The sequence below is a fragment of the Citrobacter cronae genome (genome assembly GCF_016893685.1).
GTDB lineage: Bacteria > Pseudomonadota > Gammaproteobacteria > Enterobacterales > Enterobacteriaceae > Citrobacter > Citrobacter werkmanii.
Window position 1 is genome coordinate 1,080,749 of the sequence record NZ_CP069763.1, and the last position, 22,983, is coordinate 1,103,731.

The window sequence follows — 22,983 nt, forward strand, 5'->3', positions numbered from 1 at the left end:
TCGCACAAGCGAGACCTTTTTTAACTTTTGTAATCAGCGCCTTCCGGTGCCAGATAGCGTTCTTCAAAGATATTTGCCGGAACCGGTCGGGCAAACAGGAAGCCTTGCGCCACTTCCACCCCTGCTTGTGATAACCATTCGCGTTGCGCTTCCGTTTCAACGCCTTCGGCGATCATCTGCAAGTTGAGACTGTGTGCCAATTGAATGATGGCGGAGATCATGCTGCAATCTTCGGGCACGCCATCGACAAACATCTTATCAATTTTGAGTACATCCACCGGTAGCGACTTCATATGCTGTAGCTGTCGCAGACCCGCATACCCCATGCCAAAATCGTCCAGCGCGATGCGCACGCCCGCGTTGCGCAGCGGTCGCAAAATGGCCACCGCGGCATTGGGATCGTCAATATGTCGGCTTTCAGTCACTTCGAGGATCAATGTGCCAGGCTTAATGCGATAGCGCGTTAACAACTCCAGCAGATCAGACACCATATTGGGGTGCATCAACTGGAGAGCGGATAAATTCACCGAGAGCGGCAGCATCAGACCGCGTTCTTGCCAGGCTGACAGCTGGCGGCATGTTTCTTCCAGCACCCAATAACCGACGGTCACCATCAGACCACAAGACTCAATTCTGTCGATTAACCCTTCTGGCAGCTCCCAGCTACCGTCCGACTGTTGCATCCGCAATAATGCTTCTGCGCTCAATACCTTGCCGCTGAACATTTCTACCTGGGGCTGCATCCAGAGCGCAAACTGCTGGTTATCCATGGCGGTTAAAATATCGTTCTCCTGGGTTAAACGCTGCTGCGCCTCTTCCATTTGCAACGGATCAAAGAACTGAATTTGGTTTTTACCTTTATGACGCGACGTTAACACGGCGGACAGGGCGCGGCGGTAGAGCTGCTCTGCAGTTAAATCACCATAAAACATCGCCACCCCGATGTTGCAGTTCGGACGTAGTTGAATGCCCTGAATCGGTAACCGCTCATTAACGATAGTGAGTACTTGCTGACCTAGTGTAATGGCATGCCAGGGCTCTTTTACACCATGCGCGATGATGGCGAAGTCATAGCCGCTCACCTGGGTAAGCACCATTCTGGGGGCCAATACCGATTTTAGTTTTTCGACTAACGTCAGCAGCAAGATTTCTCGCTGAGTTTCGGTTAACACGCCCGCGGTATCACGCAGGGTTTCACAGGTGACAATCATCAGCGCCGTCGTTTGCTGACGCGTCACCACCTGCTCCAGCAATCCCATTAAAAACGACTTGTTGGGCAATTCGGAAACCGGGAAGCGCATCGAATGGTCGCTTTGCTCTTCGCTATGGCGTTTGATGAGCTGCTGATTGAGGTTGTAGCTACGCACCAGCATACCAATCTCATCATCCTGATGCAGACGTGGTAATGCCAGTTGATAGCCAATCAGATCCTGCTGTTGAATGTCGTTCAGCTCGCGAGCGATTTTGCGCAATGGGTGCACAATCAAACGGTTAATACACCATGAGATGGCTACCGTGAGTATTAACGATAAAAGTAAGTAAATGGTCACTAACGTTGAGAGCGTGCTCATCACAAACTTGTACATGCGGTACGAATCCGCCTGCAGCACCAGATACGCCAGCGGCTGTGGGTTCGCTGAGCGCTCAAGTGAATAGACCGGCAGCGAAATTTGCACCGGAAGCTCAAACAGGCGGGTCACCGTAACGGGAACCGGGCGTTCGGGAATAAAGCTCATCCGCAGCGCCTGAAACTGATTAGGCAGCACCACATCAGCGCGGCTGACCACGCCCGCTGGCCGAATGCTGCGTAAAATGGCTTCCGCTTCGGGAATATCCCCTTTCAGGATAGTGTCGGAAAGAGGTTCACGGACGGAGCGAGCGATACTTTCCAGTTGTGTAGCCGTGTTATAGCGGTTCTGCTGTACCAGATGGAACAACAAAACGGTGCAAAAAATGAAAACAAACACCATGACAACGGCCGCGACCATTGCCATCTGCTTAATTGTTAACGAGCGACTGACACGCAAACTGACTCTCCACGGATAGACGAAACTGCCGTCAGAGTATACCCGATCGTAGCGGTATTAAGAGAGACGGTATCTGAAAACTTCCCAGCGTGCATTATCGCGACAGGATAGGCACCTGACGACGAGATTTATCTGCATTTAAGCCGAAAAAGGCCGCAAGGTCACCCCTGCGGCCTGGTTCGGGCGCATGTTGCCATCACGGCAGGCAGACGCCCACTAAGCGCATTACTTCCTGTTACGTAGCCAGCTCACAATCAGGCTGGCAAAAATGCCAGCGATGATTGGAGCCGCTAAATCGTGCCAGAAGGCCACGCCTAACTGTACGAGCGTCATATAGCCGCCTGTGTTGCAATGGCAACTGTTCGCGGCTATCCTTAACTTGTCTGGAGTCAAGTTAGCCCCCGTTTTGTTGCCAGGTTTATACTGAACAACGTGCGGGGGTTTTCTCTTTCCAGCAACCGATGCCGCCGGGGATCAAGCCCCCGCAACATTGCGCCTCACCGGGAATTCCCGGCTTGCCGCTGATTCTACGGTAGCCCATTCGCCATATCACTGCGCAATATTCCGCTCTGCGTAGCGCCTCGCACTTCACCCTTTTCTCGCCAGTACGCTGGAAAGATTCTTGCCAGTTGGCAACATTCCTGCCGACCATCAATCAAGGAAAACACATAACCCATTGATATCTATTAATTCATTTTCTGGCACAGCGATTGCTATTTGAGTGTGAGCTGTTCTGTTCCGAATTAAAGGAGATATCATGTCTGACTGTCGTACTTACGGATTCAACACCCAGATCGTTCACGCGGGGCAACAACCCGACCCTTCAACTGGCGCGCTCAGTACGCCTATTTTCCAGACTTCAACATTTGTATTTGACAGCGCCGAACAAGGTGCCGCCCGCTTTGCGCTTGAGGAGTCCGGGTACATTTATACTCGTTTGGGTAACCCCACCACCGATGCGCTGGAGAAAAAGCTGGCGGTGCTGGAAAGAGGTGAAGCCGGACTGGCAACCGCGTCCGGTATTTCTGCCATCACCACAACGCTGCTGACATTGTGCCAGCAGGGTGACCATATCGTTTCCGCCAGCGCAATTTACGGCTGCACCCACGCGTTTCTGTCGCACAGCATGCCGAAGTTCGGGATTAACGTCAGCTTTGTCGATGCGGCGAATCCTGAAGAAATTCGCGCCGCCATGCGCCCGGAAACCAAAGTGGTGTATATCGAAACGCCCGCCAACCCGACGCTCTCATTGGTTGATATTGAAACGGTGGCCGGTATTGCCCATCAGCAAGGCGCAGTGTTGGTGGTGGATAACACCTTTATGTCGCCGTACTGTCAGCAGCCTTTGCAACTGGGCGCAGACATCGTGGTGCACAGCGTCACCAAATATATCAACGGTCACGGGGATGTGATTGGCGGCATTATCGTCGGCAAGCAGGAGTTTATTGACCAGGCGCGGTTTGTGGGGCTGAAAGATATCACCGGCGGCTGCATGAGTCCGTTCAACGCCTGGTTAACGCTGCGCGGCGTTAAAACACTGGGCATTCGAATGGAGCGTCACTGCGAAAATGCGATGAAAATCGCCCGCTTCCTGGAAGGGCATCCATCCATCACCCACGTTTATTATCCCGGCCTCTCTTCACATCCGCAGTATGAGCTTGGCCAACGGCAGATGAGTCTGCCTGGAGGAATTATCAGCTTCGAAATCGCCGGCGGCCTCGAGGCTGGCAGACGGATGATCAATTCTGTAGAATTGTGCCTCCTCGCGGTCAGTCTCGGTGATACCGAAACCCTCATTCAGCACCCAGCGTCTATGACACATTCGCCCGTTGCGCCAGAGGAACGGCTTAAAGCAGGTATTACCGACGGGCTTATCCGTCTTTCTGTGGGTCTTGAAGATCCAGAAGATATTATTAACGACCTTGAACACGCCATCAGAAAGGCAACATTCTGACCACTACAGTCTGAACCGACGCCGATCGGTTCAGACTGTTGAGAATCAAGGCACAACAGTCTGGCTATACGCGCAATCCTTTTCCGGGGAGAGCGTGTATTTTGGGCAGGGGGTTCTATGCAGGACAACACATTACAATTAAGCAACAATACAGCAACCGCCGTACCAATCTCAAAAAAGATACCGTTTACGAAATACGATTTTGGCTGGGTATTACTCTGTATCGGCATGGCAATTGGCGCCGGAACGGTACTGATGCCGGTACAAATTGGCTTAACAGGTATTTGGGTATTTATTGTCGCCTTTATTATTGCTTATCCCGCGACTTATATTGTGCAGGACATTTATTTAAAAACATTATCAGAGAGTGAAACCTGTAATGACTATACCGATATTATAAGTCATTATTTGGGGAAAAACTGGGGCGTATTTCTTGGCGTCATCTATTTCCTGATGATTATTCACGGCATATTTATTTATTCCCTATCAGTAGTATTTGACAGTGCCTCTTATATCAAAACTTTTGGCTTGACCGAGGCCGACCTTTCGCAGTCAATAATCTACAAAGTAGCCATTTTTGCCGTGCTGGTCGCCATTGCATCCGGGGGAGAAAAGCTGCTGTTCAAAATCTCCGGTCCGATGGTAGTAGTAAAAGTGGGTATCATCATCGTGTTTGGTTTTGCGATGATCCCGCACTGGAACTTTAGCAATATCAGCGCGTTTCCTGAAGCCTCGGTTTTCTTTCGCAACGTGCTGTTGACCATCCCGTTCTGCTTCTTCTCAGCAGTGTTTATTCAGGTATTAAACCCAATGAACATCGCTTATCGCAAACGGGTGGCAGACCGGGTACTGGCGACGCGCATGGCGATTCGCACGCATCGCATCAGTTACATTACGCTAATTGCGGTTATTCTGTTTTTCTCCTTCTCTTTTACCTTTTCTATTAGCCATGAAGAGGCCGTTTCGGCCTTTGAGCAAAATATTTCCGCCCTGGCGCTGGCAGCGCAGGTTATTCCAGGACAAATTATTCATATCACCTCAACGGTACTGAATATCTTCGCCGTATTAACGGCGTTTTTTGGTATTTACCTGGGATTCCATGAGGCCATTAAGGGTATTATTCTTAACATCCTGAGTCGCGTCATTGACGTTGAGAAAATTAATCCGCTGGTGCTCACGCTGGGTATTTGCACATTTATTGTGATTACTCTGGTTATTTGGGTGTCGTTCCGCGTATCGGTGCTGGTATTCTTCCAATTGGGGAGCCCACTGTACGGGATTGTGTCGTGTATTATTCCGTTTTTCCTGATCTATAAAGTGACGCAGTTAGAGAAATTGCGCGGTGTTAAAACCTGGCTGATTCTGCTGTACGGAATTCTGCTGTGCCTGTCGCCATTATTGAAGCTGATTGAATAACCCGTCTAACGCGCCGTCAGCCACTGGCGGCGCTTAACTCACACTCTCCAACTGATAGCTGCGAATTTTATTCAACACCGTGGTATGCGACACCCCCAACGCTTTAGCGATATGCCGCGACGACACATTATCTTCTACCATTTGTTCGATGAGCTGGCGCTCAGCACTAAGCACTTGTTCTTTAAAAGGGCGTTCCGTTGGGGCTTGTTCAACCGCAGGTAAATTCACCATTCCCAGTTCGTCCAGGGTAATGACATCCGATTCCGCCATCAGCATCAGACGAATAATGGTATTTTCCAGTTCACGAACGTTTCCCGGCCAGGCGTGATGATGCAAGGCCGCAAAACAGGCTTTATCCAGGATTATCCGGCGCTGGAACTCCTTCGCATACTTCTGCACAAAGTGGCGAATAAGCAGACTAATATCCTGCGGGCGCTCCCGTAAGGGAGGAATGGTGAGTGAAAGTACGTTGATGCGATAATAGAGATCGGCGCGCAACAGACGTTGTTCCACCATCTCTTCCAGATTAGCGTTGGTTGCCACAATAATACGTACATTAACCGGTATAATTTGTGCGCCGCCAACGCGACGAATCCCACCATCCTGAAGCACGCGCAGTAATTTAGCCTGTAAGCTCAGCGACATTTCACCAAACTCATCAAGAAAAAGGGTGCCTTTATCGGCCATTTCAAACAGCCCTTTTTTGCCTTTACAATCTGCGCCGCTAAAGGCTCCTTTCTCATAGCCAAAGAATTCACTCTCCATCAGCGACTCAGGCAATGCAGAGCAGTTGACTGGAATAAACGGATAAAACCGCCGCTTCCCTGAATTATGGATAGCCCGAGCCAGTAGCTCCTTGCCGGTTCCGGTGTCACCGCGGATCAGAACGGTATATTTGCTGTCGGCAATTCTGATCGACTTTTCGATAAGCAAGCGCATGCTCTGGCTAGTGCAAATAATGTCAGAGAAATAGCGCGGGCGTTCCGGCTCGGACGTTGACAGTTCGCTTATCTCTTCACACAGGTAAGCGACATTAATAATATCGGCTCGCTGGCTCAAACACGTTTGCACGCAGGAAATATCCTGCAGCTGGCGGCACCAGGATTTAATCAGGATCCGTCCCGGTGTGACTTTCATTGAGATGATATTGATATCACAGCAGGAAAATTCCTTCAGGACATCCTCAACCATCGATAGTCGATCAATTGTTTTAATATCCCAGCGTATCGTGACCACATTTGCTCCTGATCGTTAGCAACTGCGAAATCGCTATTTCTGTGACAAAAGGGTATCTGACTACATTTTAGACGCTATGGAATAATGTTCTGCCAGAGGACTCACATTGTGGACGTAAAAACAAAATATAAAAAAACCGGAGCACAAGGCTCCGGTTATTAGGTCATAACCCACGTTTATCGCTGTGGGTTTTCATCCTGGTCCACGGCGAAACAGGCCACCAGTTGACCGCCATAATCTTTCAACTGCGGCTGAAGCTGGGTACACGGACCAAAACGACGGCGGCAGCGGGCGTTGAACGCACAACCCGGCGGCGGATTCAGCGGGCTTGGCAGCTCGCCGGTCAGCTTGATACGTTCGCGGCGGTCGTCCGGGTTCAGACGTGGCGTGGCTGAAAGTAGCGCCTGGGTATACGGATGACGCGGATTATTGAAGATCTGATCCTTAGTCCCTTTTTCCACACAGCGGCCTAAATACATCACCATCACTTCATCGGCAATGTGCTCCACCACCGACAGGTCGTGCGAGATAAAAACGTAGGACAGTCCAAGATCCTGTTGTAAATCCATCATCAGATTCAGGACCTGCGCACGCACCGAAACATCGAGCGCCGAGACCGGTTCGTCGGCAATCACCACGTCCGGGTCCAGCATCAGACCACGGGCAATGGCGATACGCTGACGCTGGCCGCCGGAGAACATATGCGGGTAACGATCGTAGTGCTCAGTTTTTAGCCCCACTTTCGCCATCATCGCCAGCGCTTTTTCACGCCGCTGCTCTTTGCTGAGCGTGGAGTTGATCAGCAACGGCTCTTCCAGAATCTGCCCCACTTTCTTACGGGGATTCAGGGAGCCGTACGGGTTCTGGAACACAATCTGGATTTTCTGCCGACGCAGCTTCTGCGCTTGCGGATCGTGCTTGAGCAGATCCTGCCCCTGGTAATACAGCTCACCGCCAGTTGGAACTTCAATCATCGTCAACAGGCGGCCAAGCGTGGATTTTCCACAGCCGGACTCACCTACTACCGCCAGCGTTTTACCGCGTTCAAGAGTAAAGGAGACGCCGTCCAGCGCCTTCACCAGGCGCTCAGGGGAAAATAATCCCTTCTTTACCGGGTAGTGTTTTTTCAGATCGATAGCCTGCAACAGTGGCTGTTGCAAGGTGGCCTCATGCGTACTCATAGTGTGGGCCTCCCGGCATCATCAAGTGGGTAGTGGCATTTCGACTGACGACCGCCTTCCAGCAGATTCAGTTCAGGTTCTTCAGCGCGGCATTTGTCGGTTGCATACGGACAGCGCGGGTTCAGCAAACAGCCGTTCGGACGGTCATATTTACCTGGGACCACACCTGGCAACGAAGCCAGACGCGCTTTATCCTGCGCAAACTCCGGTAGCGCACGTAGCAATGCCTGGGTATACGGATGACGCGGCGCGCGGAAAATATCCTGCGCAGCGCCGGTTTCCACGACCTGCCCGGCGTACATCACGATGATTTTGTGTGCCGCTTCCGCCACCAGCGCCAGGTCGTGGGTAATCAAAACCAGCGCCATATTCTCTTTTTGCTGCAACTCCAGCAGCAGCTCAATGATCTGCGCCTGAATGGTCACGTCCAGCGCCGTCGTCGGTTCGTCGGCAATTAGCAGCTTCGGACGACAGGCAATCGCCATCGCGATCATCACGCGCTGGCTCATCCCACCGGACAACTGGTGCGGATACACGTCCAGACGCGAGGCCGGATCGGGGATCCCCACCAACGTCAGCAGGTCAATCGCCCGCTGAACGCGCGTTTTTTTATTGCCGCCCTGATGCACCTTGATGGCTTCCATAATCTGATAGCCGACGGTGTAGCACGGGTTAAGGCTGGTCATCGGATCCTGGAAAATCATCGCCACTTCTGCACCGACTAACTGACGACGCTCTTTCTCAGAGATGCGCTTCAGGTCACGACCGTTAAACTCCAGATTTTCGGCCATCACGCGGCCAGGGTAATCAATCAACCCCATAATCGCCAGCGAACTGACAGACTTACCAGAGCCGGATTCACCCACAATGCCAACCACTTCACCCTGGTTCACACTGTAGCTAATGCGGTCTACGGCGCGGAACTCGGAGCCTACGTCGCCGAAGTGCACCGATAATTTATCTACATTTAATAACGCCATCTCGAACCTCTTACTGCTTCAGTTTGGGATCGAGCGCGTCACGCAGACCGTCACCCATCAGGTTAAATGCCAGCACCGTCAGCAGGATCGCCAGCCCCGGGAAGGTCACGACCCACCAGGCGCTTTGGGCAAACTGCAGAACGTCAGAGAGCATGGTGCCCCATTCCGGCGTAGGTGGCTGTGCGCCCATCCCCAGAAAGCCGAGGGCAGCCATATCGAGAATGGCGTTAGAGAAACCAAGCGATGCCTGAACAATCAACGGCGCAAGACAGTTAGGCAAAATATTGACGAACATCTGGCGCATCGCACCGGCACCCGCCACGCGCGAAGCGGTAACGTAGTCGCGGTTGACTTCCACCAGCACGGCGGCGCGCGTCAGACGCACATAGTGCGGTAACGCCACGAACGTCAGCGCCAACGCGGCGTTGCCAATCGAAGGACCAAATACCGCCACCAGCACCAGCGCCAGTAACAGGCTCGGCAGCGCCAGCATGATATCGACCACGCGCATGATGACGTTATCGATAATCCCGCCAAAATAACCGGCGATCAACCCGAGAATTACGCCCATCAGCAGGGAGAGCACCACGACCAGACAGCCGACCAACAGCGACAGACGCGCGCCGTACATCAGACGCGACAGCACATCGCGGCCCACATCGTCAGTACCAAACAGGTGCGCCATCGTGCCGCCTTCCTGCCACGCAGGCGGCGCCAGCAGCGCATCACGGAACTGCTCAGCCGGATTATACGGGGCGAGAACATTCGCAAAGACCGCAATCAGAATCATGATGACAACATAAACCAGCCCGACAACCGCGCCTTTATTACGCTTGAAATAGTGCCAGAACTCCTGCATCGGGGTCATTGGCACCGGTGCGGCAATAACTTTATTTTCAGTAACCTGTGACATGATGGCCCCTTACTTCTTATGACGAATACGCGGGTTCACCACGCCGTACAGCAGGTCTACCAGCAGGTTGACGAGGATAATCATCGTCGCGACCAGCAGCACCCCGCCCTGCACCACCGGATAATCGCGGCGCTGTAACGCATCGATCAGCCAGCGTCCCAGCCCAGGCCATGAGAAGATAGTCTCAGTCAGGATCGCCCCGGCCAGCAATGTACCGACCTGCAGACCGATAACGGTCACGACGGGCAGCATGGCGTTACGCAAAGCGTGAATAATGATGACGCGCATCCGGGTCAGACCTTTGGCACGGGCGGTACGAATGTAATCTTCACCCAGTACTTCCAGCATTGATGAACGGGTCATACGCACAATTACCGCCAGAGGAATGGTACCCAGCACCATCGCGGGCAGGATCATATGCGCCAGCGCATCAATAAAGTTACCCTCTTCGCCCCAGATGGCGGTATCTATCAGCATAAAACCGGTCAGCGGGTTGGAGTCATCAAGGAATACCATGTCGCTCACCCGGCCGGAAACCGGGGTCAGGTTTAACTGCACGGAAACCAGCATGATCAGCATCATGCCCCACCAGAAAATCGGCATAGAGTAACCGGTCAGCGCCAGGCCAACGGCGGTGTGATCGAAAATGGAGCCGCGCTTCACGGCAGCAAGTACCCCCACCGGAATACCTACTGCGACGGCGAAAATCATCGCGCAGACGCCGAGTTCCAGCGTGGCTTTAAAACGAGGCACGAACTCATCCCACACAGGTAAACGGCTTTTCAGCGAGATACCTAAGTCACCATGCATAACCCCCCAGATATAATGGAGGTACTGCTGCCACATCGGTTTATCCAAACCAAGTTCGGCCAGCAGTTGAGCATGACGCTCAGGGGAGATCCCACGCTCACCCGCCATGATCATTACCGGATCGCCGGGGATCATATGGACGAAGGCAAAAGTGAGAAGAGTGATACCGATAAACGTGGGGATGACGAGTCCCAAACGTCGGAGAATGAACTGCAACATAACCCGGATTCTCTCTAATGACGCACGGCCTGGAACCGTGAGTCTGTATTGCTCACAAATCTTATCCCACGCAAACTGCATCGCGGGTAAAGCATTACGCCGGATGGCGCTGCGCTTATCCGGCCTACACAACACCGGGGCGCAGCGCTTCCTTGATTGCTTTTAATTATTCGACAGAGACGTTTTCGAAGTGATGTTTGCCTAATGGATCAACCACATAGCCTTTAACTTCTTTACGCACTGGCTCGTACACAGTGGAGTGAGCAACAATCAGAGCCGGAGCCTGATCGTGCATAACAACCTGAGCTTGTTTGTACAGTTCGATACGCTTGTTGTGGTCGTCGGTGGCACGCGCCGGCTGGATCAAGTCTTCAAACGGCTTGTAGCACCAGCGAGAGTAGTTGGAACCGTCTTTCGCTGCCGCACAGCTGAACAGGGTGGCGAAGAAGTTATCCGGATCCCCATTGTCACCGGTCCAGCCCATCATGACGGCCTGATGCTCACCCGCTTTGGCGCGTTTCAGATACTCGCCCCACTCGTAGGTCACAATCTTGGCCTGAACGCCAATTTTCGCCCAGTCAGCCTGAACCATCTCCGCCATACGGCGTGCGTTCGGGTTGTACGGACGCTGTACCGGCATTGCCCACAGCTCAACGGTAAAGCCTTTGTCCTGACCGGCTTCTTTCAGCAGCGCTTTCGCTTTCTCAGGATCGTAACTGTAGTCTTTAATGTCGTCGTTATAGCCCCACATAGTCGGTGGGATCAGGTTCTTCGCGGCCACGCCAGCGCCCTGATAAACGGCTTTGATGATCGCTTCTTTGTTTACCGCGTAAGTCAGCGCCTGACGAACTTTGACGTCATCAAACGGTTTCTTCTCGGTGTTGTAGGAGAGGTAGCCCACGTTCAGACCAGCCTGCTCCATCAGGTTGATGTTTTTATCCTGCTTCATGCGCGCGATATCTGCCGGGTTTGGATACGGCATCACCTGGCACTCATTCTTCTGCAGTTTGGCGTAACGTACGGAAGCATCAGGCGTAATAGAGAAGACCAGACGGTCGATCTGCGGCTTAGTACCCCAGTAGCCCGGGAAAGCTTTATACAGAATACGGGAGTCTTTCTGGTATTGCTGCAGCTGGAACGGACCGGTACCAATTGGGTTGAGGTCTACTTTCTCCGGGGAACCGGCTTTCAGCATGTTGTCTGCGTATTCTTTAGAAAGAATAGAAGCGAAGTCCATCGCCAGATCGGCCAGGAAAGGAGCTTCCGGACGCGTCAGTACGAACTGAACGGTTTTATCGTCCACTTTTTTCACTTCGGAGATCAGATCTGGCAGACCCATCCCTTCGAAGTATTCATAACTGCCGCCAGAGACTTTGTGGTACGGGTTCTGGGCATTTTTCTGACGATCGAACGAGAACACCACGTCATCGGCGTTAAAATCGCGCGTCGGTTTGAAATCTTTATTGTCCTGCCACTTCACGCCCTGGCGCAGGTGGAAGGTGTAGGTTTTACCGTCTTCGCTGATTTCCCACTTCTCAGCAAGGCCCGGGATCACTTCGGTGGTACCGATTTTGAATTCAACCAGGCGGTTATAGATCGGTACGGAGCTGGCATCATAGGTGGTGCCAGAGGTGAAAAGCTGCGGGTTAAAGCCTTCAGGAGATCCTTCTGAACAATAAACCAGAGTTTTAGCCTGTACGCTTGCTGCGACGGTCATGGCCACCAGGCTCAGACCAAGCTTCAGCATCCCTGACTTCTTCAAGGAAATACTCATTCTTCTGCTCCAAATGTGATGTTTGTTGTTTTACCCTTTGCAGTGGGTTTGCACCGCCTGGCCTTTTTTGTTTTTTACCCGGCCGGGTCGGCGTTAAGAGGATGGGGATTCCGTTCACATAAGCGACTGAGTTGCAGTGCGGATTCTCCATGAAATGCCCCTCATGCCCTACAATCTGTCAACAGAATGTGAAAACGTCAATACAGGTAACCGTGATTTACACCAACGGTGAGAATTGACAAACAAAGATTAAAAAAAGTGCAGACGGCTATTTTCAGCAGGGAAATTTGTGCTACGCGCTCTGTACCAGAATAAATATCTTAATATTTAGCAACATTTGGTGATTAACATTTATGCAAATTCTTAAAACTTTCTAAATTAATGCTGCATATCTGAGCGATTAATACCATGAACGTTAAAACGCACAGCGGAAAATGCCAGGTTCAGCCATAAGTAGCGCAAAAAAAGTTTCATGCAAATATAAAAAAAGGCAATGGAATATGTCACAGAATCGTTAACAGTCAGTGGGAAGTGGCGCACAATTTTTGTAGACAAAATGAAGGTCAAAGATGGGATTGGAAACGCCATACACGCCGGGGTGAAACTGAGCGTGTAGGCCGGATAGAGGATTACTCGCCACTGCGTGGCTCGCCCTGCGGGCCGTTGCTGACGCAACGTTCTCTCGCTACGCTCGAGTCGAACCTCTTGCCCCCGGAGGTTCTCATCCTCACGGGCCATAATGCAAAAAACCCTGCTCGTTGAGCAGGGTTTTGAATTTGGTCGGTGATAGAGGATTCGAACCTCCGACCCCTTCGTCCCGAACGAAGTGCGCTACCAGGCTGCGCCAATCACCGAATGCGGGGCGCATCTTACTGCTCAGCAGCGCGCCCGTCAATCCCTTAGCATCAAAATGGCATTTGATCGGCGAGAAAGTCAGCAGCCTCCGTTACTGGGCTGCAACCTTATTCGCGTCCGGGATACGGCACCAGTTGTTATTCTCGTTAATACCGCCGTTTGGTGAGGTATAACCAAGGCAACCTAAAATAGTGTCGTACAGCTCCACGTGACGACGCGGCACCTTCATATCCGCTTCTTGCTTCAGATGGGCGAACGCCTTCGCATGATCGGGGTCTTCCAGATACTTGTCAGACATCCACACCAGCATAGGAACGCGGAACTGCTCAGGCGGCGCCATTTTACGCGGCGTCCCGTGCAGGTGCTCACGCTCGTTAATTGACTCACCGTGATCGGCAGCGTAGAACACTATCGCTTTCTTATCGCGCAGTTGATCAAATACTTGAGTGATAAAGTGATCAACATAAGTTACCGAGTTATCGAATGAGTTGATCATCTCCGCTTTTGAGCAGCCGCTATCAACATTGACGCATTCCGGCTTCCACTGTGCATATTCACGGGTGTAGCGCTGCGTATAGTTAAAATGCGATCCTTTGGTATGCAGAATAATCAGGTGATTACTACCGTCATCGTTCTGCTGCAGAGACTGCTGCATCTCGGGAATCAACAGCATGTCATCAACGTTTTTGCCACGGTTACGCGGCTCAGCGCCGATCTGCTCACGGTAGGAGATATTCTCCGCCATGGTATTACTGTAAAACCACATCTCGCTTTGCATGGCGTAGAGATCTGTCTTGAACCCTAGCTGAGTAAGCACGGCAAAAACGTTTTGTTCTTTCAGCGTACGCTGCGGATTTTCTTCCGCCCCACCCTCACGGACAAACATGCAGCGCAGAGAAAGTTTGGTTGCCGTATCGCAGGAATATCCGCGGAATGCGGCCAGATTTTTCTCCTGGGCGAGCCTTGGCGTGGTATTTCGCTCATAGCCAAAAATTCCCATATGATCCCAGCGGGTCGTTTCCCCGATAATAAAGACCACATAGGTGTCGTCGAGGTTCTTCGGCGCGACATAGGTAAACTTTTTGGCCGGGTTCATCAGCGATTTGTTATCTGAAGACTCATCCACCTGCGCCCAGGCGTACAGGCCCAACGCTGAGAGCCAGTTTGACGGCAAATAAGAGTTCGCCACAACCCCGCCATAGCTGGGTAGATCGATGCCGGTTTCCCGTTCAACGCTTCTCTGTTGCATGCTCAACAGGCGAATCGGCACCCACACCATCAGGCCTGCCAGTAACACCACCGCCACGCTACGCCATCTCATGCCCGGGGTACGAATCTGTCTCATTAGCGTATAGCGGCAGCGGTTACTCCAAATAAGAACCAACGGCACAATACTGACTGAAACCAGCCACACGATAAAATGCCAGCCGACGACTTCTTTAGATAAATCAATATCCGTGGTCATGACGGAGGCAATAATACCGTAGCCAATTACCACGTTCAGGAAGGTCATATAATAACTGGCGCCGGCAGAACACAGCACCACAAAGGTTGCCAGCACACGCCAGACCCGGCGGCCGAATAAAGAGAGAAGACGTAATAAAAAGAAGGTCACCAGCACAGTGCCAGCTAATTCAACAACCGCAGAGAGTCCTTTCCAGACGGTGAATTCGTGCGCATATCCGCTAAAGCGACGGAAAAATACAGCACAGTTCATAAACAAACCGATATAGATTGCCAGCAAGAAACTGAGTTTCTGCTGCGTCATCGACTTAATGTATCTCATGCAAACAAACCCTGGGGATCGGGATAAAAACTCCCTGTGCAGCGGCCAAACAGACCTAACAGGGGAAAAATGCGACAACAGCAGAGGTGAAATCTACGGGCGCGGGTAAGTAGACCACAGGAGGGAAGAAAAGTGCTTATAGAGAATGCAAATGACGCATATATTTTTGTAAATATATGCGCCAGGTATTAATCAGGCTACTAATAGATTTAGGCGTGCGCCTCGGTATATACGCTACGTTGCGGCTGGCGAATAGTAGTGGAAAGTGCCAGCGAGATGATTAACAGCGCAAAGATAACGCAGAAGGTCACATAGAATCCGCCAAACAGCGAGGCGATAATGGAACCACAAATACTGCCGATACCGAAGCCCAGGTAAATAACCCCGTAGTTTTTAGCCAGGTTATTGAGACCAAAGAACTCACTCACCAGTGACGGGAACACGGTGATGGTGCCGCCAAAGTTAAATGCCACGCAGGCAATCGCCGCAAAGAACGTAACGTCATTGAGCGGGGCGAACAGCAGTGCCGCCATACCGACCAGCGAAACAACCTGACCAATGGTGATAACACGAATACGAGAGATTTTGTCGGACAGAATACCCAGTACCAGACGGCCTGACAGGTTAGCGATGGAGATGACAGTCACTGCATTTGCCGCCGTGGCTACATCCATATGCGCCAGGCTCTGTGCAATATCTTTCGCCACGCCAATTACATACAGCCCGCTCATACATGCAGTCAGGAACATCACGGCCAGCATCCAGTACTGTGGTTTACGCATGGACTGCGCCAGAGTGTAGTCGTTCTCGACCACGCCATTTTTCGCCTTCACTTCCTGATTCGGCGCATCTTTCATCAGCATGGAGCCAAAGACGATCATCACCAGCACAATTGCGCCCCAGATCATAAAGGTTTTTTCCAGACCCACGGTGCTGAGCAGTTGGCTGTCGATGAATTTAAAACCGAGGCTACCCAGGCCATAAGAGCCGATGGCAAAGGCGGAAATCAGCCCCTTACGCTCAGGGAACCATTTTACGCAGTTGGAAAGGGTTAACAGGTATCCTGCGCCATCCGCCAGGCCGACCAGTACACCAGCGCTCAACCACAGCATAATCAGGCTGTCAGAGTGGGCGGTTAAGAAGAAGCCGACGCCCAGTAAGATACCGGAGGCCATGGTGACGCGTTTCACGCCAAAACGTTCTTGCAGTTTTCCGGCGACGGAAGAAGAAATCGCCAACCCCAGGCTCAGCAAACCAAAGGAAAATGCAACCTGACTCACCGGCGCGTCCAGTTTAGAAGAGAGCGCGCCATTAAACAGGCTCCAGGTATAAACAGAACCTAAGGCAAATTGGGTAATGATGGTGCCGATCAGTGTCAGCCAACGGGTACGCTGATAATCAGAAGTTTTCATGGCAGTCTTCCTGCATAAGCAAAATGGGAAATTCTCTGCCAACAACCATACCGAAGCGCCATTTATACCAGGAAAAAACGGCATGAAATGCCGCCAGGACGGAATGAAATGCCTGGATTGCGGAATGAATGACGAGACAAAAAGTCGGGATACTGAATTTTATCGCAAGAGTTAGTACACACTATCGCTGGAAGGCGTGTGATTATTGATCCCAATATGTAACTAAGATGTATAACCAATGATTTCTTTCGTTAAAATTTAGCGCTAACCCCCATGGTGTACATATAGTCGCTATTGTTGGTACTGTTTTCTGCCTGAGAAAGTGCGGCGTAAGCCGCCATATGCGGGTTCAACAGCATATCCGCACCGACGGTAACATCCAGCCAGTTACCGTCCTGTCCTGCTGTCGTCATGCGGCTGAGGCCCGACTGCGCCTTCCAGATATTCTCGCCAAACTGTTGGTTATAGCTGATTTGCGCCCATGGACGCACATCACCGAACTGCGAATTGACTCGCCAGCCTAACGTGCTGACGCTGGCATGCCACAACGGATCGGTCGGTGTTATCGAGGTCGCGCTATCACCAAACTCGTTGTAGGTAGACGTGGTCGAGCCGTCATAATGTAAGGCGGCGACCGGTCCGGTCGTTACCTGTCTGGAAAGCGGAAAGTTCCAGCCCATACTCATGCCGCTGGTCGTATCCATCAGCGTCTGATCGGCCAGATTCACCACCGGACCCGCCACGTTCTGCGTAGAACGAATACGTTCCTCCAGAATGTCGTTATAACGTGGTTGGTGATCGCTGTCCCATGTATAACGTTCAGCCGTATGCCCTGACATCGCATCAACGATATATTCTTGTTGCCAGCCATATGCTGTATTGATGGACAGCGCACAAACTACGACGCTCGCCAGAGTTAACCTTTGGCGACCACTACTGTTTCTTATAATCATCAACGCGACTCCAGAAAAGAGCCGAATTCGGCGATATTATTGTCATTGTGTGTAGGAAATCGGGCCCATCAGGCCCTGTATTAAATATTGTCTTTTTAGCTGGCGCGTCAAGGCGGGCCGAATGAAATTTTTACGCCAGTAAAAACAGCGAGGAAGAATATGCAGCGTTGCGGATGGGTCAGCCAGGACCCACTTTACATTGCCTATCACGACAAGGAATGGGGCGTCCCCGAAACCGATGGCAAGAAGCTGTTCGAAATGATCTGCCTGGAAGGCCAGCAGGCGGGATTATCATGGATTACCGTACTGAAGAAACGGGAAAATTATCGCCACGCCTTCCACCATTTTGATCCGGAAAAAGTGGCAGCGATGACCGAAGAGGATGTGGAAAGGCTGGTACAGGATGCCGGCATTATTCGCCATCGCGGAAAAATTCAGGCCATTATCGGTAACGCTCGCGCCTTTCTGACCATGGCGCAAAACGGTGAACCATTTAGCGAGTTTGTCTGGTCATTTGTTGATAACCAACCGCAAGTGACCTGCGCCGCCAACCTGAGCGATATCCCCACCTCAACGCCTGCGTCAGATGCTCTGTCTAAGGCATTAAAAAAACGCGGGTTTAAGTTTGTCGGCACCACCATCTGTTACTCCTTTATGCAGGCCTGTGGTCTGGTCAACGACCATATCACCAGTTGCATCTGTTACCCAGGGGCACAACATGATTCGTGAATCTAAAGCTGACGATCTGCCGTCAATTCTGGCGCTGTGGATGGAAAGCACGATCCATGCCCATCCGTTTATCGACGAACGCTACTGGCGCGAAAGTGAACCCGTCGTGCGTGATGTATACCTGCCCGCCGCGCAAACCTGGGTGTGGGAAGAAGAAGGTGTACTCAAAGGCTTTGTCAGCGTGATTGACGAACGCTTTCTTGGCGCGTTGTTTGTCGCGCCAGCGGCCATCAGAAGCGGAATTGGCACAGCGCTGGTGCGGCATGTCCAGCAGCGCTTTTCCCTGCTCAGCCTGGAGGTCTACCAGAAGAATCAGTCAGCGGTAAACTTCTACCATGCGCTGGGTTTTCGCATTGAAGACGGCGCATGGCAGGAAGAGACTCACCACCCCACGTGGATTATGGGCTGGCAGGCGGATCAAACGCCGTAAGCGTCAGGGCGGGTCCATTGTATTTTTCGAGCCACGCCAGCGCAGTGTTGCCCGCGCAGCCATTCCCCAGCTTCGAGCTGGGGAGATCTTTGGTCAGCACATTGACGGCGCCATTTTTACAAATACCACCGGCAGTAAGATCCAAATCAGGCCAGGCGCCTTCATGAATGCAGATGACGCCAGGTTTGATCCCTGTCGTCACGACTGCACCCGCCAGAATTTGCCCACGCGGGTTCCACACCCTCACCGTGTCGCCATGCTTAATACCACGAGCGTTCGCGTCCTGCGGATGGATCGTAACGGGCTCACGATCCGCCACCGCATACTGCTCACGCAACGCACTGTAATTCAACTGGCTATGCAAACGGTGCGCCGGATGGGCGGAAAGTAGCTGTAACTGACCCGGCTCGGCGTTACCAAACCACTCATCAGGCGCCAGCCACATCGGGTGTCCCGCACAATCCGCATAGCCGTAACCCGCAATCTTCGCGGAGTAGATTTCAATTTTTCCGCTGTCCGTTTTCAGCGGATGCGCCTGTGGATCGCGGCGAAAATCCGCAAACCGAATAAATTGCGCGCTGGCGGGGTTTTCCGGCATTTCTATCAGGGCGTTGCGCTGCCAAAACTCGGTGAAGGGCGGCAGTGTAACCTGCTGGCTGGCCCCGCGCTGCCCGGCAATATTATAAAAGGTCTCCAGCCACGCCAGCTCGCTTTTACCTTCGGTGAAGCGTTCATACCCGCCCTTTTCCCAGCGCTCGCTCAGTTCGGCAAAAACATCAAAATCATTGCGCGCCTCATACTGCGGCGGCACAACCTGCTTCATCGGCACCAGGTGCTGGTTGCTGTAATCACCCGTCATGGTGAGGTCGTTGCGCTCAAACGAGGTGGTCGCCGGTAATACGATATCGGCATGCTTTGCTGCGGCGGTCCAGAAACACTCCGAGATAACCACCAGCTCCGGTTTTTGCCAGGCGCGAATCAGACGGTTGGTGTCCTGGTGATGAGTAAAGTTGGCCCCGCCGGCCCACCACAACATGCGGATGTCCGGGAAATGCCGGTCCATTCCATTGTGCTGGTAAAAACCCCCGGGGTTCTCCAGCGCTTCGACAATTCGCGCCACCGGGATTTTATCCACCGCGTCGGTGCCGCCTTTAACGCTGCCCTGCATTGAAGCCAATACAGCGGCACGACGCGTTGGGTTACCGCCGTTGGCAAAATGGTACGACAGCCCAAAGCCACCGCCAGGCGTGCCGATTTGCCCGAGCATGGCGGCCAGGGTGACAATCATCCAGTGTTTTTGCTCGCCATACTGTTGGCGCTGCATCCCCCACCCCGCCATCAGCATGGTGGTGTTTTGGTGAAATATCGCCGCCAGTTCGCGTATTTTTTCCGCTGTTATCCCACAAATTTCAGCAGCCCACTCTGCCGTTTTTGCGACATTATCAGTTTTACCCAGCAGATAGTCGGCAAAGCGGTCATAACCGGTGGTACAGCGGGCGAGAAAGTCTTCGTCGTGCCAGCCGTTTTCCACCAGCGTATGCGCTATGCCCAGCATCAGCGCCACGTCGGTTCCCATATGCGGGGCGATCCATTCCATCTTATCGCCAAAGAAATCCACGCTTTCCGATCGCATCGGATCGATACAGATCAAACGTTTGCCGCTATCACGCAATGCCTCGAAGTAAGCGAGACCCTGTTCGTCGGAAGCATTCCAGGCAATCTTCAGGGTATTCAGCGGATTGGCGCTCCATAACACCACCACATCGCTGTGTTCCAGCACGACAGGCCAGCTGGTCTGTTGCTGGTAAACTTCGTTACCGCCCACCACGTACGGCATGATGGCCTGCGCGGCGCCCGTGGAGTAATCCCCCAGATGCCCGGTATAACCCCCCGCCAACGCCATGTAGCGCTGTAACAGGGTCGCGGCTTTATGTAACACACCGTTGGAGCGCCAGCCGTAGGAACCAGCGAAAATCGAGGCCGGGCCATAGCTGTCACGGATGCGTTTATGCTGCGTATGGATAAGCGTCAGTGCGTCATCCCAACTGACGCGAACAAACTCATCCTGCCCGCGCACGCCTTGTGGGTTTTCCGGCGAGACGAGGAAGCCTTTACGTACCATCGGAAAACGTACCCGCGTTTTACTGTGTACCTGGTCACGCACCACAGTTTGCAAAGAGTTGGGTTGAGTGGTGGGCAATGCGCCACGGGAGGAGAAAACGGTCTCGCCATCGGTTTCGACGAGAATAGGTCCCCAGTGGGCGGCGGTTAACACTGAGTAGTGTGCGGGTGAATTAGCCAAGATGGCGCTCCTGAATACGATGTGGCGGCTTATTTATTCTGCCGTTCAATGTTACTTACAAATTTCAGAGTCTTCCCTGGAATTTTCTTCATGTTCACACGTCATAATCAACCGCCACCGTCGCTGTGGCAAAGAAGAATAAGTCATTAAGGAATTGAGATGAAGAAACGTGTTTTTGTTATTGCTGCCATCGTGAGCGGCGCCCTGGCGGTTTCTGGCTGCACAACAAACCCTTACACCGGCGAACGCGAAGCGGGTAAATCCGGCATTGGCGCAGGCATTGGCTCTCTGGTCGGCGCGGGTATTGGCGCACTCTCTTCTTCGAAGAAAGATCGTGGCAAGGGCGCACTGATTGGCGCAGCGGCTGGCGCGGCCGTTGGCGGTGGTATCGGCTATTACATGGATGTGCAGGAAGCAAAACTGCGCGAAAAAATGCAGGGAACCGGCGTCAGCGTGACGCGTAGTGGCGATAACATCATTCTGAACATGCCAAACAACGTCACCTTCGACAGCAGTAGCGCTAACCTGAAACCTGCCGGGGCTAACACCCTGACCGGCGTGGCCATGGTCCTGAAAGAGTACAATAAAACCGCGGTTAACGTGCTGGGCTTCACCGACAGCACCGGCAGCCAGGATCTGAATATGCGTCTGTCGCAGCAGCGTGCGGACTCCGTCGCCAGCGCCTTGATCACTCAAGGGGTCGCAGCTAACCGTATCCGCACTCAGGGTATGGGTCCGGCAAACCCAATCGCCAGCAACAGCACGGCGGAAGGTAAGGCGCAGAACCGCCGCGTAGAGATCACCTTAAGCCCGATCCAGTAACGTTTTGAGCCGGAGACAGGGTGCGCCCGATCCGGCATGAAGCACTTGCCATCGTTGATTTTCGCGTTAAGGTGTTGTCACCAAATTCAGGGAAATCAGCGATGAGCAAATCAACACGGGCAACCATCAGCGATGTGGCAAAGGCCGCAAAAACCGGCAAGACCAGCATTTCACGCTACCTCAACGGTGAAAAGCACCTGCTTTCCGACGCGCTGCTGGCCCGCATTGAACAAGCCATTGCCGATCTCGACTACCGACCCAGCCTGATGGCACGCGGCCTGAAACACGGTCGCACCCGCCTGATTGGCCTGATCATCGCCGATATTACCAATCCCTACTCTGTCAACGTATTAAGCGGAATTGAAGCCGCCTGTCGCGATAAAGGCTTTACCCCGCTGGTATGTAACACCAACAACGAAGTGGATCAGGAGTTGCACTATCTTGACCTGTTGCGCAGTTACCAGGTCGAAGGGATTGTGGTCAACGCCGTTGGGATGCGTGAAGAGGGGCTGAACCGCCTGCAACAGTCTGCGCTACCGATGGTACTGATTGATCGTAAAATACCCGATTTCGCCTGTGATATGGTCGGACTGGATAACACCCAGGCCGCAACGATTGCCACGGAACACCTGCTTGAACAAGGCTTTGAAGCCATTCTGTTTCTCAGCGAACCACTCGGCATGGTGAATACCCGCCGCGAACGTTTGAGCGCCTTTCGCGCCACGCTCGCACGCTACCCCGGCGTTATCGCGCAAAATGCCGAAGTTCCGCTAACGGACAATGCGCAACTGGATGACACGCTGCGCCAGTTCCACCAGCAGCATCGAGGCATGCGCAAAGCCGTTATCTCCGCCAACGGCGCCCTCACGCTACAGGTTGCCCGCGCCCTGAAACGCATTGGCCTCAACTGGGGCAGCGATATCGGCCTGCTCGGGTTTGACGAGCTGGAATGGGCCGAGCTGGCGGGTGTCGGCATTACCACGCTGAAACAACCCACCTGGCAGATTGGCTACACCGCCGTGGAACAGGTTGTACGCCGGATCGATGGCGGTTCTGATGCCATTCAGGAGCAGGTTTTCTCTGGTGAATTGATCGTGCGCGGATCTACCGCCCGTTAAATTTCCTTCGTGATGGTGATCATAAATTCAGCATCATGGGCTTTTCTTTGGAACCGGTTCCATCTA

General features: G+C 52.7%; 18 protein-coding genes, 1 tRNA gene and 1 other RNA gene. 6 read left to right on the plus strand and 14 right to left on the minus strand.

Features of this window, described 5'->3' with window-relative positions; all coding sequences use genetic code 11:
* Positions 1-20: 20 nt before the first annotated feature.
* Positions 21-2,027 carry a biofilm formation regulator HmsP gene (gene hmsP / locus JSN25_RS04795; protein WP_204525484.1) on the minus strand — a complete coding sequence of 669 codons (2,007 nt, stop codon included), beginning with the start codon at positions 2,025-2,027 and terminating at the stop codon, positions 21-23.
* Positions 2,028-2,252: 225 nt separating this feature from the next.
* Positions 2,253-2,360 carry a type I toxin-antitoxin system toxin Ldr family protein gene (locus tag JSN25_RS04800; protein ID WP_204525485.1) on the minus strand — a complete coding sequence of 36 codons (108 nt, stop codon included), beginning with the start codon at positions 2,358-2,360 and terminating at the stop codon, positions 2,253-2,255.
* A 424-nt stretch (positions 2,361-2,784) separates the two neighbouring features.
* Between JSN25_RS04800 and megL the strand changes: the two genes are divergently transcribed.
* Positions 2,785-3,981 carry a methionine gamma-lyase gene (gene megL / locus JSN25_RS04805; RefSeq protein ID WP_061380953.1) on the plus strand — a complete coding sequence of 399 codons (1,197 nt, stop codon included), beginning with the start codon at positions 2,785-2,787 and terminating at the stop codon, positions 3,979-3,981.
* A 117-nt stretch (positions 3,982-4,098) separates the two neighbouring features.
* Positions 4,099-5,397: an aromatic amino acid transport family protein gene (locus JSN25_RS04810; protein ID WP_038635139.1), complete on the plus strand. Its 1,299-nt coding sequence runs from the start codon at positions 4,099-4,101 to the stop codon at positions 5,395-5,397.
* Between the two features lie 33 nt (positions 5,398-5,430).
* Here the strand turns inward: JSN25_RS04810 and JSN25_RS04815 are convergent, their stop codons facing one another.
* From JSN25_RS04815 to JSN25_RS04865, 11 genes are all read right to left on the minus strand, one after another.
* On the minus strand, positions 5,431-6,633 hold the full coding sequence (locus JSN25_RS04815) for a sigma-54 interaction domain-containing protein (RefSeq protein ID WP_087857186.1): 1,203 nt from the start codon (positions 6,631-6,633) through the stop codon (positions 5,431-5,433).
* Positions 6,634-6,809: 176 nt separating this feature from the next.
* A complete protein-coding gene (dppF, locus tag JSN25_RS04820; RefSeq protein ID WP_038635143.1) occupies positions 6,810-7,814 on the minus strand; it encodes a dipeptide ABC transporter ATP-binding subunit DppF in 1,005 nt (334 codons plus the stop codon).
* A complete protein-coding gene (gene dppD, locus JSN25_RS04825; protein WP_087857187.1) occupies positions 7,811-8,794 on the minus strand; it encodes a dipeptide ABC transporter ATP-binding protein in 984 nt (327 codons plus the stop codon). Before dppD ends, dppF begins: the two co-directional genes overlap by 4 nt.
* A 10-nt stretch (positions 8,795-8,804) precedes the next feature.
* Positions 8,805-9,707, minus strand: a complete 903-nt coding sequence (dppC, locus tag JSN25_RS04830; protein ID WP_042311715.1) for a dipeptide ABC transporter permease DppC — start codon at positions 9,705-9,707, stop codon at positions 8,805-8,807.
* Between the two features lie 9 nt (positions 9,708-9,716).
* Positions 9,717-10,736, minus strand: coding sequence for a dipeptide ABC transporter permease DppB (dppB, locus tag JSN25_RS04835; RefSeq protein ID WP_032940634.1), 1,020 nt, complete (start codon positions 10,734-10,736; stop codon positions 9,717-9,719).
* 166 nt (positions 10,737-10,902) lie between these two features.
* Positions 10,903-12,510 (minus strand): dipeptide ABC transporter periplasmic-binding protein DppA, encoded by a 1,608-nt coding sequence (gene dppA, locus JSN25_RS04840; protein WP_038635147.1) that lies wholly within the window; start codon positions 12,508-12,510, stop codon positions 10,903-10,905.
* 611 nt (positions 12,511-13,121) lie between these two features.
* Positions 13,122-13,255: non-coding RNA, RtT sRNA (locus JSN25_RS04845), on the minus strand.
* 32 nt (positions 13,256-13,287) lie between these two features.
* Positions 13,288-13,364, minus strand: a tRNA-Pro gene (locus JSN25_RS04850).
* 92 nt (positions 13,365-13,456) lie between these two features.
* The gene (gene eptB / locus JSN25_RS04855; protein WP_199967193.1) at positions 13,457-15,151 is read right to left on the minus strand and encodes a kdo(2)-lipid A phosphoethanolamine 7''-transferase; all 1,695 of its coding nucleotides are present in this window, start codon (positions 15,149-15,151) and stop codon (positions 13,457-13,459) included.
* 209 nt (positions 15,152-15,360) lie between these two features.
* Positions 15,361-16,563: an L-lactate MFS transporter gene (locus tag JSN25_RS04860; RefSeq protein WP_038635150.1), complete on the minus strand. Its 1,203-nt coding sequence runs from the start codon at positions 16,561-16,563 to the stop codon at positions 15,361-15,363.
* Positions 16,564-16,814: 251 nt separating this feature from the next.
* Positions 16,815-17,516: an autotransporter outer membrane beta-barrel domain-containing protein gene (locus tag JSN25_RS04865; protein WP_038635151.1), complete on the minus strand. Its 702-nt coding sequence runs from the start codon at positions 17,514-17,516 to the stop codon at positions 16,815-16,817.
* Positions 17,517-17,675: 159 nt separating this feature from the next.
* On the opposite strand from JSN25_RS04865, the gene tag reads away from it, so the two are divergent.
* Together tag and JSN25_RS04875 are read left to right on the plus strand one after the other, a co-directional pair.
* Positions 17,676-18,245: a DNA-3-methyladenine glycosylase I gene (gene tag / locus JSN25_RS04870; protein WP_038635153.1), complete on the plus strand. Its 570-nt coding sequence runs from the start codon at positions 17,676-17,678 to the stop codon at positions 18,243-18,245.
* Positions 18,235-18,675, plus strand: coding sequence for an N-acetyltransferase (locus tag JSN25_RS04875; RefSeq protein ID WP_069323746.1), 441 nt, complete (start codon positions 18,235-18,237; stop codon positions 18,673-18,675). The genes tag and JSN25_RS04875 overlap by 11 nt, the downstream gene beginning before the upstream one ends.
* Here the strand turns inward: JSN25_RS04875 and JSN25_RS04880 are convergent.
* Complete coding sequence (locus tag JSN25_RS04880; protein ID WP_137351212.1) at positions 18,644-20,977, minus strand: molybdopterin guanine dinucleotide-containing S/N-oxide reductase; 2,334 nt, start codon at positions 20,975-20,977, stop codon at positions 18,644-18,646. The genes JSN25_RS04875 and JSN25_RS04880 overlap by 32 nt on opposite strands.
* A 159-nt stretch (positions 20,978-21,136) precedes the next feature.
* On the opposite strand from JSN25_RS04880, the gene JSN25_RS04885 reads away from it, so the two are divergent.
* Together JSN25_RS04885 and JSN25_RS04890 are read left to right on the plus strand one after the other, a co-directional pair.
* The gene (locus tag JSN25_RS04885; RefSeq protein WP_003827397.1) at positions 21,137-21,799 is read left to right on the plus strand and encodes an OmpA family lipoprotein; all 663 of its coding nucleotides are present in this window, start codon (positions 21,137-21,139) and stop codon (positions 21,797-21,799) included.
* Between the two features lie 101 nt (positions 21,800-21,900).
* Positions 21,901-22,917: a LacI family DNA-binding transcriptional regulator gene (locus JSN25_RS04890; RefSeq protein ID WP_038635169.1), complete on the plus strand. Its 1,017-nt coding sequence runs from the start codon at positions 21,901-21,903 to the stop codon at positions 22,915-22,917.
* Positions 22,918-22,983 lie beyond the last annotated feature (66 nt).

Excerpts from the sequence above, each read along its gene's own strand:
- JSN25_RS04800 (WP_204525485.1), bottom strand. The coding sequence starts at position 2,360 with ATGACGCTCGTACAGTTAGGCGTGGCCTTCTGGCACGATTTAGCGGCT.
- megL (WP_061380953.1), top strand. The coding sequence starts at position 2,785 with ATGTCTGACTGTCGTACTTACGGATTCAACACCCAGATCGTTCACGCG.
- JSN25_RS04810 (WP_038635139.1), top strand. The coding sequence starts at position 4,099 with ATGCAGGACAACACATTACAATTAAGCAACAATACAGCAACCGCCGTA.
- dppF (WP_038635143.1), bottom strand. The coding sequence starts at position 7,814 with ATGAGTACGCATGAGGCCACCTTGCAACAGCCACTGTTGCAGGCTATC.
- dppD (WP_087857187.1), bottom strand. The coding sequence starts at position 8,794 with ATGGCGTTATTAAATGTAGATAAATTATCGGTGCACTTCGGCGACGTA.
- dppC (WP_042311715.1), bottom strand. The coding sequence starts at position 9,707 with ATGTCACAGGTTACTGAAAATAAAGTTATTGCCGCACCGGTGCCAATG.
- dppB (WP_032940634.1), bottom strand. The coding sequence starts at position 10,736 with ATGTTGCAGTTCATTCTCCGACGTTTGGGACTCGTCATCCCCACGTTT.
- dppA (WP_038635147.1), bottom strand. The coding sequence starts at position 12,510 with ATGAGTATTTCCTTGAAGAAGTCAGGGATGCTGAAGCTTGGTCTGAGC.
- eptB (WP_199967193.1), bottom strand. The coding sequence starts at position 15,151 with ATGAGATACATTAAGTCGATGACGCAGCAGAAACTCAGTTTCTTGCTG.
- JSN25_RS04860 (WP_038635150.1), bottom strand. The coding sequence starts at position 16,563 with ATGAAAACTTCTGATTATCAGCGTACCCGTTGGCTGACACTGATCGGC.
- JSN25_RS04865 (WP_038635151.1), bottom strand. The coding sequence starts at position 17,516 with ATGATTATAAGAAACAGTAGTGGTCGCCAAAGGTTAACTCTGGCGAGC.
- tag (WP_038635153.1), top strand. The coding sequence starts at position 17,676 with ATGCAGCGTTGCGGATGGGTCAGCCAGGACCCACTTTACATTGCCTAT.
- JSN25_RS04875 (WP_069323746.1), top strand. The coding sequence starts at position 18,235 with ATGATTCGTGAATCTAAAGCTGACGATCTGCCGTCAATTCTGGCGCTG.
- JSN25_RS04885 (WP_003827397.1), top strand. The coding sequence starts at position 21,137 with ATGAAGAAACGTGTTTTTGTTATTGCTGCCATCGTGAGCGGCGCCCTG.
- JSN25_RS04890 (WP_038635169.1), top strand. The coding sequence starts at position 21,901 with ATGAGCAAATCAACACGGGCAACCATCAGCGATGTGGCAAAGGCCGCA.